The following is a 15131-nucleotide window of genomic DNA, read 5'->3' on the forward strand; positions in this document are numbered from 1 at the left end:
TACTAGAGGTAAATAAAATCATTGCGTGTTACTGGTTATGCAGGCATGAGCAAATAAGAGTGTCTATCTTTCGTGATATGAAATTGATAGTCTTATTTGTTCATGCTTTTTTTGTGGCACGTGAATAAGAAGATAGAGAGGAATGAATTGATTATGTTTAAAAAGCTATTTGGTCAAATGCAACGTATCGGTAAAGCTTTAATGTTACCAGTTGCTATTTTACCAGCTGCAGGGTTGCTATTAGCAATTGGGACTGCATTTCAAGGCGAAGCGTTACAACATTATCTTCCATTTATAAAAAATGATATTGTTCAACAAATCGCTAATATGCTTACAGGTGCTGGTGGTATCATATTTGATAATCTACCTATTATCTTTGCTTTAGGTGTAGCAATTGGTCTTGCAGGTGGAGATGGTGTAGCTGCTATTGCTGCATTTGTTGGTTTTATCATTTTAAATAAAACAATGGGTGCATTCTTGCATGTAACCCCAGATAAATTATCAGATCCAACTAATGGATACGCAAATGTATTAGGGATTCCTACACTTCAAACAGGTGTGTTCGGAGGTATTATTATAGGTGCACTAGCGGCCTGGTGTTATAACAAATTCTATAATATTACCTTACCATCATATTTAGGATTCTTTGCAGGTAAACGTTTTGTACCAATTATGATGGCAACAACATCTTTTATTTTAGCTTTTCCGATGGCAATTATTTGGCCAACGATTCAAAACGGTTTAAATGCGTTTAGTGAGGGGTTATTAGATTCTAATACAGGTTTAGCTGTATTTTTATTTGGATTTATTAAGCGACTATTAATACCATTTGGTTTACATCACATTTTCCATGCACCATTCTGGTTTGAATTTGGTTCTTGGAAAAATGCTGCCGGCGAGATAATTAGAGGAGACCAACGTATTTTTATTGAACAAATCCGTGAAGGTGCTCACTTAACTTCTGGTAAATTCATGCAAGGGGAATTCCCAGTCATGATGTTTGGATTACCGGCTGCAGCATTGGCTATTTATCAAACAGCAAAACCTGAGAATAAGAAAGTAGTTGCAGGTTTAATGATTTCTGCTGCATTAACATCATTTTTAACTGGTATTACTGAACCATTAGAATTCTCATTCTTATTTGTAGCACCATTCTTATTCGTAATTCACGCTGTATTAGATGGTTTATCATTCTTGACACTGTACTTGTTAAATGTACATTTGGGATATACTTTCTCTGGAGGATTTATAGATTATGTCTTATTAGGCATTCTACCTAATAAAACGGCATGGTGGCTTGTCATTCCAGTAGGTATTATTTATGCAGTGATTTACTACTTTGTATTTAGATTCCTTATTGTTAAATTTAACTATAAAACACCAGGTCGTGAAGATAAAAAATCAACAGTAACAACGACATCAGCTAGTCAACTGCCATTCGATGTTTTGAAAGCAATGGGTGGTAAAGAAAATATTAAACATCTAGATGCTTGTATTACTCGACTAAGAGTAGAAGTAAATGAAAAATCAAAAGTTGATGTTGCCGGTCTTAAATCATTAGGCGCTTCAGGAGTACTTGAAGTCGGTAACAATATGCAAGCCATTTTCGGTCCTAAATCTGACCAAATCAAACATGATATGGCTAAGATAATAAGTGGAGAAATTACAAAACCAAGTGAAACAACAATTGATGAAGAAGTGTCAGATGAGCCTGTACATGTGGAAGATATTGTAGAAACAGAAATTTACGCACCTGGACATGGCGAGATAATTCCGTTATCTGAAGTACCTGATAAAGTTTTCTCTGAAAAGATGATGGGTGATGGTATCGGATTTGTACCAGATTCAGGAGAAATTGTAGCACCATTCGATGGTACGGTTAAAACAATTTTCCCTACAAAACATGCGATAGGATTGGAATCTGATAGTGGCGTTGAAGTGTTAATTCACATTGGTATCGATACAGTTAAATTAAATGGTGAAGGTTTTGAAAGTTTAGTAAATACTGATGAACCAGTAACACAAGGTCAACCATTAATGAAGATTGATTTAGAATACTTAAAAGAACATGCTCCAAGTATTATTACACCAGTAATCATAACAAACCAAGAAGACAAAACATTAACAATTGAAGATGTAAAACAAGTCGATCCTGGTAAAGCGATTATGACAATTAAATAAAGTCTATAAGAATAACTTGATGGCTAAAACAAACAAGTCTGGGACAATGATATTTTATGTCCCAGACTTTCTTTATGTATATACAAATTCTTATGAGATGAGCCCAACAGAGAGAATTTCCGAAGAAATACCATGGACAAAGCAAGTTGGGGTGGGGAGATGACAGGGGACTATGATTTCTATCCTAATTTGGCGCTCGTTTTAATAGGGGAAATTTTACAAAGTTGACAAGCGTGATAATTATAGGCAATGTTGATATTGGACATATCATTTTAAAGTGAAAGGAAAGTTGATAATCATGGATGACTTGAAGCAAAATCAATCTGCTAGCGAAAAACCTAAAGGTAATAAAATAGTTAATATTTTGATATTCATCGGAATGATTTTATTAATTCAAATACCTATTGGCGTGTCACTAATAGCTTTACCATTTTCAGTGAAATTCAGTCAGTTAACTTCCATCGCATTAAGTATGCTAATAACTGGTATAGCACTATTAATCATATGGTTAGTTAGGAATTATTATTTGAGTCATACATATGAAAGACAATATCAATCAATGAGGGGAAAAGATATCTTTATTAATATTGGCTTTCTGATATTAGCAATGGTTTTTAGTATTCTAAGTAGTCTATTAATGGTCATATTTACTGGTAACGATACTACAGCTAATGAGAAAGAAATCAATGAAAGTTTAGATCTACTTTTACAAAAAGACCATTTACCACATATTTCAATTGTTGCAACTGTTGTTTTAATGATATGTATTATAGGTCCGTATTTAGAGGAATTACTCTTTCGAGGAATTTTTAAAGAAACATTATTTATGAAATATCGATTTTGGCTACCATTCATTATATCTTCTATTATTTTTAGTTCACAACATTTATCAACAAACATATTTTCATATGCAATTTATTTTCTAATGGGTTGTGTATTATACCTTGCCTATAACAGAAGACGTAATATTAAAGATAGTATGATGGTTCACATGCTGAATAATTCTGTTTCAACATTACCGGTATTTGTTGGTTATTTATGGCTATATTTTAGATAGTAAACATAATAATAGAGACCTGATTAAAAGTAGATTTATCTTTTGATCAGGTCTATTTTACATGTTAAATTGTGATATCATTCTCTATGATTAATTTAATAGCTTTGTGATCTGTTGCATTTCTAAATAAATCATAGGCACTTTCGATTTCACTCAGTTTACTATAATGTGTCACGAGTTGTTCTGGTTGTATTATTTTGCTTTTTAACGCTTCAAGTAATTCTTCAGTTGTATTTCCAGAAACTAATCCAGTAGTTACGTTAATATTTTTAATCCATAATTTATCTATATCAAGTTGTACAGGTAACCCATGCACACCAACATTAGCAATCGTACCATCAACACCAATTAAATTTTGACATAGATCAAAGGTTTGTGGAATTCCGACAGCTTCAATAGCAACATCAACACCACGTGGATTTAACGATTTTACCTTTTTTATTGCAGTTTCAGTTTCTTTAGAGTTAATTAAATGTGTAGCACCTAGTTCTTTAGCGGTTTCTAATCTATTATCATCTAAATCAATCATAATAATTTTTGAAGGTGAATAGAATTGTGCTGTAAGTAATGCTGCTAAACCTACAGGACCAGCACCTACAATGGCTACTGTACAGCCAGGTTTAACTTTACCTTTTAAAACACCAATTTCATAACCGGTTGGAAGTATATCTGATAACATTACAAGGGCGTCGTCTTTTAAATTTGAAGGGGCGTGATATAAAGAATTATCTGCGAAAGGAACTTTAACATATTCTGCTTGAGTACCATTCACTAAATGTCCTAATATCCATCCTCCTCCGTTTTCACAATGTGCATAGATACCTTTTTTGCAATAGTAGCATTTGCCACATGATGAAATGCAAGAGATAATCACTTTATCTCCAACTTTGAAGTTGTTAACGTTGTCACCAATTTCTTCAATGATTCCAATACCTTCGTGACCTAGTGTCGTATGTGATTGAACTTCAGGTGTATCTCCTTTTATGATATGAAGATCTGTACCACAAATTGTCGTCTTAACTATGCGAATAATAGCGTCAGTACTGCTCGTAATTGTTGGCTTCTCTTTATCCGTAAGTTGTGCGTGACCAGGTTTTAAGTATTCATAAGCTTTCATATCAATACCTCCATTTACTATGTGAATTTTTTCACAATAATTATACCACGTTTTTTGAATGGATATATATAACTTTCGTGAAAAAATACATTTTAATCAGTGTGTTCAGTTCTTTCTGAAATTAAAATAGAGTATTTAAATTAGTGAAGTGCGATACATTGTTCATTTACACTTAAATCATTTATGATTGAGTTAAATCTTTGAAAGATAGTAGGTGTATATCATGTATGAGAATTTACAAAATATTGAAGATTTTTATCGATTTATAAATGTACATGATTTAGCTGTTGTTCATATTATGAGAGATAATTGTGCAGTATGTCATGCAGTATTACCCCAAATTCAAGATTTACTAAAGGACTATCCGAAAGCACAATTAGGTGTGATTAATCAATCTAATGTTGAAGAGATTGCCGGAGAACTTTCTATTTTTACAGTACCTGTTGATTTAATTTTTTTTAATGGGAAAGAAATGCATAGACAAGCACGTTTTATCGATATGCAATCGTTTGAAAAACAATTGTATATGATGCAAAATGCCATTGATTAAGATACCGGGGTAAAATAAATCAAAATCAAATAACGAATTTGTAAAGAAATGCTTTGGAAAATAATTATTGATTTTCAGGCATTTCTTTTTTTGTATTTTTAATCATTGGGCTGTATCTTCATTCGTGTTATGATTAATCTCGTATGTTTTAAATTAAACAGTCAATAGATGAAGGAGGCCAAAATGAAGAAGCAACAGAATAAAGTCCATATGATTAATATATCTTTATGCCTTATAGGAACATTACTTATTGCAATCGCAGTAAATAGTTTTGTTATACCGGGCAATTTAGGTGAGGGTGGTTCTATAGGCCTTTCATTAATTCTGAATTATACTCTAGGTATTTCACCCGCACTCAGTTCCTTCATCATTAACGCAATATTAATAATTGTAGGTTGGAAATTTCTTAGTAGAACGACAGCGATTTACACTGCTATAACAATCACCGCAAGTTCAATCTTTCTTGATTTAACGCACACATTCGGATTAGGTATTCATGATAATTTTATTAACTCAATTTTTGCAGGTTTAATGTTGGGAATCGGTTCTGGCTTAGTCATCACAGCTCATAGTACATTAGGTGGGACATCTGTCATTGCACGTATTATTTCAAAGTATAGTGAGATAAAAACGTCACAAGCGTTACTCATTTTAGATGCAATCATCGTGTTATCATTTATCGTTGTATTACCTATAACGAATGTATTATATACCATTGTGATGCTATTTATTGTTGAGAAGTCTATGTCTTTTGTTGTTGAAGGATTTAATCCTAAAAAAGCTGTGACAGTTATTTCAAAATATAATAAAGAAATCAGTGCTGATATATATGAAATGACTGGAAGAGGGGCAACCTTATTAAGTGGTAAAGGTGCTTACCAAAAAAGTGATACAGAGGTTCTCTATGCCGTGGTATCCCAAAATCAAGTTGGAGCAATAAAAAAGATTGTTAATGCCAATGATGAAAATGCCTTTTTAGTGATTCATGATGTGCGTGATGTCTTAGGTAATGGTTTTATTAATATTAAATAAGATTTAATAAATCGAGCCAATTACTCAACGTTTAGACGCTGATGGTTTAAAATGATTATAGATTGAGGAGGTTAGCACATTCATGTTTAAAAAGATTGCTACTATAATAGGTTCGACATTATTTGGTACAGTTTTATTCGCAAAAATGAAAGAAAAGCGTAGTTATAAAAGTTTTTTACAAGAGAAAATGATTAGAATGTCAGGAATGAAAAAGACATTTGAAAGTGTAGATGATGCCAAAAAGGCATTGAATGAAACGAAATATCAAACTGCAGGTAAATATAGTGGAACCACATATGAATTTAAGCATAAAGTTCAAATAAGAGATTATTATGGTTCTTTAGTCTATGTTGTTAATGATCAAGGTCTATTAGATCAACGCACGGTCTTATATGTACATGGCGGCGCATGGTTCCAAGATCCTCTAGAAAATCATTTTGAATATTTAGACTTACTCGTTGATGCGCTCGATGCTAGGGTGATTATGCCCGTATATCCTAAAATACCACACAGAGATTATCGTACGACATTTGAATTATTAACAAAAATATATAAGCGATTATTGACTAAAATTGATAAACCTGAAAACTTAGTCATTATTGGAGATTCAGCCGGGGGACAAATTGCATTAGCTTTCGCACAAATGTTAAAAAAAGAGCAACTTAGTCAACCTGGCCATATTGTTCTTATTTCACCGGTGCTTGATGCGACATTTAAGAATCCAGAATCTAGAAAATATGAAAAAGAAGATCCAATGCTTGGTATTGACGGCAGTAAATATCTTGTAGAGTTATGGGCTGGTGATACACCACTAGATGACTATAAGATGTCTCCAATGAATGGTGATTTAGAAGGCCTAGGACATATTACACTTACTGTAGGAACCAAAGAAACATTATATCCTGATGCAGTTAAGTTCTCTCACATGTTAAATGATAAAGGAATAAAGCATCAGTTTATCCCAGGTTACAATTTATTTCATATTTATTCCTTATTTCCTATCCCAGAGCGTCAACGCTTTTTAGAACAGCTTAAAAAAATCATTGTCACAAAAGAGTTATAATCAAATGAGATGTGGATACTTAATGATAAGTTAAAATTATGTATTCCCAAAAATAAAGCGAACTCTTGTTATCAATAGTATTGATAACTCGAATTCGCTTTTTTAATTTGCTTATTATTTTTAAATGCTTCGTTTATGTTCACAGCTTTATATTCAGAGTTTGCATATGAGTGCGCTTTTGTGTTGTTTGACTCATTATTTGATGACGTAACATCTTCGTCACTGTTTCTTGAAGTATTATTGATACGAGAGTGATCAGTATCTAGAACAGAATTACTCATGTCTTTACCATTTAAGCTTCCAATAAGTATAAATGCGAGGTAACTACTGCAGATAATTAAAATAATTGCGAGATAGATTCCAACAGCAAGTTTAACTGACTTCTCCATACCTGTCCTCCTAAGGTCGTAGTATCTTTCATATTTAATGTAACATCATTGTTTTAATCTAATGTAAATAAAAAGTAAAGTTATTATAACTCATCTATGATAAGCTATAGTTAATGAAATTAACGTAATTTAATTCTGTAAAATTTAATTTATATTCACAAATATATTGGTGTTGTCGTATGGATTTACATAAATTTACGTTAACATAACATTGATTTAAACTTTTTAAAACTGAATCAATATCGAAATGATAGTCTACTACTAGCAAAAGATTAAGTGATTTTGTAACGTATTTCTTAAAATTTTCATAAATATTAAATTAACAATTCTAAGTTAATTTAGATGTGACGATTTAAGTTTTTAAAACTATCTTTAAAATTTACAATTTAATATTAAAAAGATTTATAGGTATCATGATTTACATACATAAGAAAAGAGAGGTAAAGCAGATTGTTACTCATTATAGCGTGTGTTGCGCTTATTCTCTGGCTAGGAATTAAAGAGAAGAAGCGTCATGCAAATCGACTTGAAAAAATTCCATTACGTATTAACATAAATGGAATTCGTGGGAAATCTACGATTACTCGGATGGCTTATAGTGTTCTACGTGAGGACCAGTATAGAGTTATTGGTAAGACAACAGGAACAGATGCACGAATGCTTTATTGGTTTACTGAAAAGGAATATCCAGTAATCAGAAAACCACAAGGCGCCAACATTGGAGAGCAACGAGATATTATTCGTAAGGTGGTTAAACAAAAAGCAAATGCCCTAGTTAATGAGTGTATGGCTGTAAATCCAGATTATCAAATTACCTTTCAAAATGATTTAGTAAAAGCAAATATCGGTGTAATTGTTAATGTGATGGAAGACCATATGGATGTCTTAGGACCGACACTTAAAGATGTAGCGCAAGCATTTACTGCAACAATTCCATATAACGGGAAATTAGTTGTAATGAAAGATGACTATACTAGTTTCTTTGCAAAGGAAGCTAAAAAACGTAATTCAGAACTCATTGTTGTAGATAAAGATGTCATACCAGAATCATATTTACGGAAGTTCGATTATTTAGTATTTCCTGATAATGTAGCTATTGTGTTAGGAATAGCGCAAGCAGTTGGTGTAGACGAAGAAACTGCATTACAAGGCATGTTAAATGCACCAGCCGATCCAGGTGCTGTTAGAATTAAATATTTCCATGCAAATCGCACAAAAAATGTATTTGTTAATGCATTCGCTGCTAATGAACCGCAGTCTACAAAAGCGATTTTGAATAAAGTGGAATCATATAATTATCCATACGATAAGAAAATAATCATTCTCAATTGTCGTTCAGACAGGGTTGATAGAACACAACTCTTTGTTGATAACTTTTTAGGTGAAGTTGATTACGATGTTCTCATTTGTACAGGAAAAAGTACACAAATGGTGACACAGTTCATGGAAACAATGCCAGAAAAAACATATATCAATTATGAAGGACGAGACTTTGTAGAGATTGAAAAAGGTATTCTACATGAAGCTGAGAATGCACTTGTATTTTGTGTAGGAAACATCCACGGCCCGGGTGGTAGAATAGCGGAATTCATAGAAGGGATAGAATAAAATGATAGGTTCAGAATTATATTTCTCCTTATTCGTAGGTGTCGTACTCAGTTTGATATTTGCTGAGAAATTTGGGATTAATCCAGCAGGGTTAGTCGTTCCAGGTTATTTAGCTTTGATTTTTGATCAACCGATTATGTTGTTATCAGTATTAATCATTAGTTGCTTAACTTATTTTATCGTAAGTAACGGTATTAGTAAGTGGGTTATTTTATATGGTAGAAGAAAATTCGCTGCCATGATACTGACAGGAATGGTGATTAAATTTATATTTGATCTCTTGTACCCATTGACCCCATTTGAAATGGTTGAAGTTTCAGGTATAGGCGTTGTCATTCCTGGTATTATTGCGAATACAATTCAAAAACAAGGTGTAGTCATTACACTTTCAACAACAATGTTATTAACATGTATTACATATATCATCTTATTTTTATATAGTTTTATTAATTAATCACGAACAAGGAGCGCGTATTAATGACAAAGAAAAAACGTTTATCGCCTAGTGAGTGGTTGCTTAAACAATCTAAAAGACATAAAAGGAAAAATACACTTTACACGGCAATTGTACTTTTAGTAGCGTTAGTTCTACTCATATTTGCTGTTAATTCAATAAAAGTAGAACCTGTAAAAAGTGATGCTAGAGACAAGGATAGCATTCGTCTCACATATTTAGGTAACGTCACTTTAAATAAACATATTCGACAAACTAACTTGAATGATGTTTTTAAAGGTATTCAAGATACTCTAGATCATAGTGATTTTTCAACAGGTTCATTAATAGTAAATGATTTTTCAAAAAAGCAAAAAGATAACATAAATAAAAATATTGAAAATATCATGTTTCTACGCAAGCATAATGTAAAAAGTGTTAACTTAATCAATGAATCTATGGATAATATTCAAGCGACAGCAATGATGAGAAAAATAGATTCCCAAGCAGGTTATAATTTTTTAACAGGTAATGGTTCAAATCCAATTAATAGTAAAACTGTACAACAAGACATTAAAGGTAAAAAAATAGCTAATGTTTCATTTACCGATATCGAATCTAACTATACTAACTCTTTAAAAAACACAACGTCAATCAGTTTAGATCCAGATATATTTTATCCTTTAATAAAAAAATTAAAGGAAAATAATGATTACGTCGTAGTCAATGTAGATTGGGGGATACCTAATGAACGAAATGTGACTACACGTCAAAAAGAATATGCGCATGCGTTAGCGAATGCTGGTGCAGATGTCATTATTGGTCATAATACAGTAATTCAAAAAGTTGAAAATTATAAGCGAACGCCTATTTTTTATAGTTTAGGTAACACAACGTCTGATAACTTCTTATCAAAAAATCAGAAAGGAATGATTGTACAACAAGACTGGAAAGGTTCGCATAATCAGTTCCATATCACACCAATACAATCAAAAGATGGAAAAATCTCTAAAGATAATATGAACAAAATGGATCATATTCGATTCAAAAATAACATTAAAGATAAATCAATTGATTTAAAGTCTGATCAAAATGGAGGATATACTTTTGAATATTAAAAAGCATTGGTTACCAATTGTTGTAGTCATTCTTGTCGTTGTTATCTTTTTATTAGTTACTTTCGCTAGAGCAAATGAAGGTTTAGATAATTATGAGCAACATGAATTAAATAATGGTGAACAGCAATATCTTTCAAAAGGGGCAAGCTAATTATGAATATATATAATAAAGTGACATTATCTGTCATTTTAGTTATAACAATTATCATTTCGTTCCTCTTCTATTTTTATACAACAGAGAAAAAAGTGGACAAAGATAAATTGTATGAAAACAAAATTACAAATCATAAACAAGCAGGTAAACCTAAGAATTATGGTGTCGCATCTAATAATAAAATAGCTACGAAAGTCGGAAATAAGATTATTGAAGATGGTGGAAATGCGGTTGATGCGGCAATAGGTGTTTCTTATGCACTTGCAGTGACAGAACCTCATTCATCAGGACTAGGAGGTGGCGGTGCGACACTTACATATAATGGTAAAGAGAATGAAACACCTAAAGCTTATGAATATAAAACGATGTCCTCATATGAATATAAAGAAGGAGACAAAATTGGAGTTCCTGGCTTAGTGAGAGGATTACATGATATGCACGTGAAAGAAGGAAAAATGGATGAGAAAAAGATTTTAGATTACGTCATTCCGCTTGCTAAAGATGGTTTTGAGGTAGATTCAGAACTAGAAAGAAGTTTAAAATTATACGGTCGTGATATTGATCACAACTCACCATTCTATAAAGGAAATAAAAGTGTTCGCGAAGGAGATATTGTAAAACAAGATAAACTCGCTAATACATTAACTAAAATCAAAGATAAAGGTCCTGATTACTTCTATGAAGATATTGGTAAGAGTGTCTCAAAACAATTAGATAATAAATTAACTGAAAGAGATTTCAAAGAATTTAAAACAGAAGAAAAAGAAGCGGTAAGTACTGATTATAAGAATAATCAAGTGTATTCAGCACCTAATCCTTTAGGTGGCACATTAATGCTTCAAGGATTGAAAATTGATGAAAAAGAAAACGTAGACAATATGGATCGCAATAATTTTATCACAGCAATGATTAAATCACGTGATGTCATGTATAAGAATAGGGACATAGTTAATGGCAATGAGCCTAGTAATGAACAACATCTGACTGATGATTATTTACTTGGTGAACTTAACAAAGTTAATATTGGTGAAAACACAGATAATGGCAGTGATTTTAATCAAATTAGAACGGATAATACAAGTACAACCCATTTTGTAATTATTGATAAGAATGGTAAATTAGCAAGTACGACTAATACACTATCTAGTTACTTCGGGACAGGAGACTATATGAAAGAGGGCTTCTATATGAATAACTCTTTAGGCGACTTTAGTAAGGATAAATTAAGCCCAAACCACGGTGAACCTCACAAGGCGCCTAGATCATTTATTTCTCCGTCAGTAATTGTTGGCCCTAATTTCTATATGGGCATTGGTACACCAGGTGGGAACAAAATTCCAACAATTCTTAATGAAGTGATTGTCGATTATTTAAACAGTGATGGTTCATTACAAGAATCTATTAATAAACCAAGATTTTATAATGACGGCGGCACGATATTTTACGAAAATGCTATGACTGATGAAGATATAAATATCTTTAAAAGTCTTGGTTATGGTGTTGAAGAAAAGCATAATGATCCAAACTTTGGCAGTGTCCAAGGTGCTGTTTATGATAAAGATAAAAATACTGTAGATGTCGGTCATGATGTAGGTAACCGTTAAAATAAATATTTAATTTAAAAAGCACCTTAAATGAGTAACGAAAACATTTAAGGTGCTTTTTTGTGTGTATTAAATTACAAACTATATATATTTATTTGCTTTCAAGTTTAACGACAAAAATAACTCAAATATGAATATAATTTAAGACAATTTTTTGACAAAGAGTGTAAGCGTATACAATAAATAAAAGAAGTAGTATGATGATTGAGTGGAAGATTTACATAAAAAAATGAAATATATAGAGGTGTCTTATGGACTTTATAGCTATTTTAATCGGATTAGGGCCACTATTAGGTTGGGGATTATTTCCAACGATTGCTTCTAAGTTTGGTGGACGTCCAGTCAATCAAATCTTTGGCGCTACTGTTGGTACTTTGATTTTCGCAATTGTTCTAGCACTATTTAAAGGTATCGGTTTACCAGGAGGTATGGCATTAGTATTTTCGCTCATATCAGGTGCAGGATGGGCATTTGGTCAAATTATTACTTTTAAAGCGTTCGAATTAGTAGGTTCATCAAGAGCGATGCCAATTACTACTGCATTTCAATTACTTGGTGCATCATTATGGGGCGTTTTTGCGCTTGGCAACTGGCCAGGTATAACAAACAAAATCATTGGATTTCTAGCTTTACTCGTAATTCTTATAGGTGCACGTATGACTGTATGGACTGAAACAAAACAACAAGAATATAGTAAAAATCTAAGAAGTGCAGTGCTCTTATTACTTGTAGGTGAAATTGGCTATTGGATATATTCTGCTGCACCTCAAGCAACGGATATTGGTGGTTTTAAAGCATTTTTACCTCAAGCTATAGGGATGGTCATTGTGGCTGTTATCTATGCGTTGATGAATATGTCTAAAGGTAATGCTTTTAAAGAGAAAGTAAGTTGGCAACAAATAATATCCGGATTTTTCTTTGCATTTGCTGCTTTAACTTATTTAATTTCAGCACAACCTAATATGAATGGTTTAGCAACAGGATTTGTTCTATCTCAAACATCTGTAGTATTAGCAACGCTAACAGGCATTTTTTTCTTAAATCAGAAAAAAACATCAAAAGAATTAATGATTACAATTGTGGGATTAGTTCTTATTTTAGTTGCAGCATCAATCACAGTGTTTATTAAATAATATTAAGAAGGGAAGAATAAGATGAAGAAAACAGCAGTATTAAATAGTCACATTTCAAGCGCAATCTCCACACTAGGTCACTATGAGTTATTAACGATTAATGATGCAGGTATGCCTATACCTAATGATGACAGACGTATAGATTTAGCAGTGACTAAGTCATTGCCACGTTTTATTGATGTGTTGGAGACAGTGTTAACTGAAATGGAAATACAAAAAGTATATTTAGCAGAAGAAATTAAAACTACGAATGCACAGCAATTAAAAGCAATTAAGAAATTAATCAATGATGACGTAGAAATTAAATTTATTGCGCATTCTGAGATGAAAGAAATGTTAAAATCCCCTTTAAATAAAGGGAATATACGAACTGGTGAAATCACCCCTTTTTCTAACATTATCCTAGAATCTAATGTGACTTTTTAAGTTTAATAGTCATGTGATTGTGCTTTTAAAAAGATAAAGTAGGTGAAGTTGAAATGAATAAAAATAAAGTGATTGTAATTGGATCAACAAATGTAGATAAATTTCTTAATGTTAAAAGGTTTCCAAAACCTGGTGAGACGTTACATATTAATCAAGCTCAAAAGGAGTTTGGTGGGGGCAAGGGAGCCAATCAAGCCATAGCAGCTAGTAGATTAGCAGCAGATACAACATTTATCAGTAAAATTGGTAAAGATGGCAATGCCAACTTTATATTGGAAGATTTCAAAAAAGCAGGTATTCATACACAATATATTTTAACGTCAGAAAGTGAAGAAACTGGGCAAGCATTTATCACTGTTGATGAAGCAGGACAAAATACGATTCTTGTTTACGGTGGTGCGAATATGACATTAAGTGCAACTGATGTTGAGATGAGTGCAGAAGCGTTTATTGGTGCAGACTTTGTTGTAGCGCAGCTTGAAGTTCCATTTGAGGCGATAGAACAAGCATTTAAAATTGCTCGTAAGCAAAATATCACTACTGTATTAAATCCTGCACCAGCAATTGAATTGCCTAAGTCACTTTTAGAGTTAACTGATATAATTATTCCAAATGAAACAGAAGCAGAATTATTAACAGGTATTTCAATCAATAATGAAAGTGATATGAAAGAAACAGCAACATATTTTCTCGATTTAGGTATATCTGCAGTATTAATTACTTTAGGGGAGCAAGGCACGTATAGTGCATATCAAGAACAATACAAAATGATTCCTGCTTGTAATGTAAAAGCAGTAGATACGACAGCAGCAGGAGATACATTTATAGGTGCTTTTTTAAGTGAGTTAAATAAAGATTTGAGCAATTTAGAATCGGCTATTCGACTTGCAAATCAAGCGTCGTCTCTAACAGTACAACGAAAAGGAGCACAAGCTTCTATACCAACACGGAAAGAAGTAGAGGCAGAATATAATTAATGAAATGAGAGTCTGTGACATGAAATAATGTCGCAGACTTTCTTCACTTATAAAGAGGGAATCTTTAAATTTTATAACTTTTTAAATAATATCAAAGGCTCAATTAAAAGGAATTATAGAAAGATCGAACAGATTAAGCCAGTTGCACGACGAGGACGAAATTTAACACGAATTCTTCTCCACGCCCTTATTTTGTGTAATGGATACTTTTTAATTTTAAGTTTTAATTCTCAGTCTAACTATTTATAATATATTTATAATTAATTAACATTTTAAACAAAGGGTGAAC

General features: G+C 32.3%; 15 protein-coding genes. 13 read left to right on the plus strand and 2 right to left on the minus strand.

Going from position 1 to position 15131, the window contains the following annotated elements; all coding sequences use genetic code 11:
• Positions 1-153 precede the first annotated feature (153 nt).
• On the plus strand, positions 154-2181 hold the full coding sequence (ptsG, locus tag HMPREF3241_RS02320; protein WP_002458225.1) for a glucose-specific PTS transporter subunit IIBC: 2028 nt from the start codon (positions 154-156) through the stop codon (positions 2179-2181).
• Positions 2182-2470: 289 nt separating this feature from the next.
• Positions 2471-3238: a CPBP family intramembrane glutamic endopeptidase gene (locus tag HMPREF3241_RS02325; protein ID WP_083319963.1), complete on the plus strand. Its 768-nt coding sequence runs from the start codon at positions 2471-2473 to the stop codon at positions 3236-3238.
• A 64-nt stretch (positions 3239-3302) separates the two neighbouring features.
• Here the strand turns inward: HMPREF3241_RS02325 and HMPREF3241_RS02330 are convergent, their stop codons facing one another.
• On the minus strand, positions 3303-4355 hold the full coding sequence (locus HMPREF3241_RS02330) for a zinc-dependent alcohol dehydrogenase family protein (RefSeq protein WP_002458223.1): 1053 nt from the start codon (positions 4353-4355) through the stop codon (positions 3303-3305).
• A gap of 223 nt (positions 4356-4578) precedes the next feature.
• Here HMPREF3241_RS02330 and HMPREF3241_RS02335 point away from each other — a divergent pair, with 223 nt between their 5' ends.
• The 3 genes from HMPREF3241_RS02335 to HMPREF3241_RS02345 all read left to right on the plus strand — a co-directional run bounded on the left by HMPREF3241_RS02335 (position 4579) and on the right by HMPREF3241_RS02345 (position 7000).
• On the plus strand, positions 4579-4905 hold the full coding sequence (locus HMPREF3241_RS02335; RefSeq protein ID WP_002458222.1) for a thioredoxin family protein: 327 nt from the start codon (positions 4579-4581) through the stop codon (positions 4903-4905).
• A 183-nt stretch (positions 4906-5088) separates the two neighbouring features.
• Positions 5089-5937: a YitT family protein gene (locus tag HMPREF3241_RS02340; protein ID WP_002458221.1), complete on the plus strand. Its 849-nt coding sequence runs from the start codon at positions 5089-5091 to the stop codon at positions 5935-5937.
• 82 nt (positions 5938-6019) lie between these two features.
• A complete protein-coding gene (locus tag HMPREF3241_RS02345; protein WP_070853420.1) occupies positions 6020-7000 on the plus strand; it encodes an alpha/beta hydrolase fold domain-containing protein in 981 nt (326 codons plus the stop codon).
• Positions 7001-7071: 71 nt separating this feature from the next.
• Here HMPREF3241_RS02345 and HMPREF3241_RS02350 read toward each other — a convergent pair whose 3' ends face one another.
• The gene (locus HMPREF3241_RS02350; RefSeq protein WP_002438118.1) at positions 7072-7389 is read right to left on the minus strand and encodes a hypothetical protein; all 318 of its coding nucleotides are present in this window, start codon (positions 7387-7389) and stop codon (positions 7072-7074) included.
• A 450-nt stretch (positions 7390-7839) separates the two neighbouring features.
• Here HMPREF3241_RS02350 and pgsB point away from each other — a divergent pair, with 450 nt between their 5' ends.
• The 8 genes from pgsB to rbsK all read left to right on the plus strand — a co-directional run bounded on the left by pgsB (position 7840) and on the right by rbsK (position 14842).
• Entirely contained in the window at positions 7840-8997 is a 1158-nt protein-coding gene (pgsB, locus tag HMPREF3241_RS02355; protein WP_002490674.1) for a poly-gamma-glutamate synthase PgsB, read from the plus strand.
• A 1-nt stretch (position 8998) separates the two neighbouring features.
• A complete protein-coding gene (gene pgsC, locus HMPREF3241_RS02360) occupies positions 8999-9451 on the plus strand; it encodes a poly-gamma-glutamate biosynthesis protein PgsC (RefSeq protein ID WP_001832320.1) in 453 nt (150 codons plus the stop codon).
• A 23-nt stretch (positions 9452-9474) separates the two neighbouring features.
• Positions 9475-10548 (plus strand): CapA family protein, encoded by a 1074-nt coding sequence (locus HMPREF3241_RS02365; protein ID WP_002490689.1) that lies wholly within the window; start codon positions 9475-9477, stop codon positions 10546-10548.
• Complete coding sequence (locus HMPREF3241_RS02370) at positions 10538-10699, plus strand: hypothetical protein (RefSeq protein ID WP_001832373.1); 162 nt, start codon at positions 10538-10540, stop codon at positions 10697-10699. The genes HMPREF3241_RS02365 and HMPREF3241_RS02370 overlap by 11 nt, the downstream gene beginning before the upstream one ends.
• A gap of 2 nt (positions 10700-10701) precedes the next feature.
• Positions 10702-12306 (plus strand): gamma-glutamyltransferase, encoded by a 1605-nt coding sequence (locus HMPREF3241_RS02375; protein WP_002447101.1) that lies wholly within the window; start codon positions 10702-10704, stop codon positions 12304-12306.
• A 251-nt stretch (positions 12307-12557) separates the two neighbouring features.
• Positions 12558-13439 carry a ribose/proton symporter RbsU gene (rbsU, locus tag HMPREF3241_RS02380; RefSeq protein ID WP_002447102.1) on the plus strand — a complete coding sequence of 294 codons (882 nt, stop codon included), beginning with the start codon at positions 12558-12560 and terminating at the stop codon, positions 13437-13439.
• 21 nt (positions 13440-13460) lie between these two features.
• Positions 13461-13865 (plus strand): D-ribose pyranase, encoded by a 405-nt coding sequence (gene rbsD, locus HMPREF3241_RS02385; RefSeq protein WP_002447103.1) that lies wholly within the window; start codon positions 13461-13463, stop codon positions 13863-13865.
• 53 nt (positions 13866-13918) lie between these two features.
• Positions 13919-14842 (plus strand): ribokinase, encoded by a 924-nt coding sequence (rbsK, locus tag HMPREF3241_RS02390; RefSeq protein WP_002496335.1) that lies wholly within the window; start codon positions 13919-13921, stop codon positions 14840-14842.
• The last annotated feature ends 289 nt before the right edge of the window (positions 14843-15131 follow it).

The organism is Staphylococcus sp. HMSC34G04 (assembly GCF_001838765.1).
GTDB classification, from domain to species: domain Bacteria; phylum Bacillota; class Bacilli; order Staphylococcales; family Staphylococcaceae; genus Staphylococcus; species Staphylococcus epidermidis.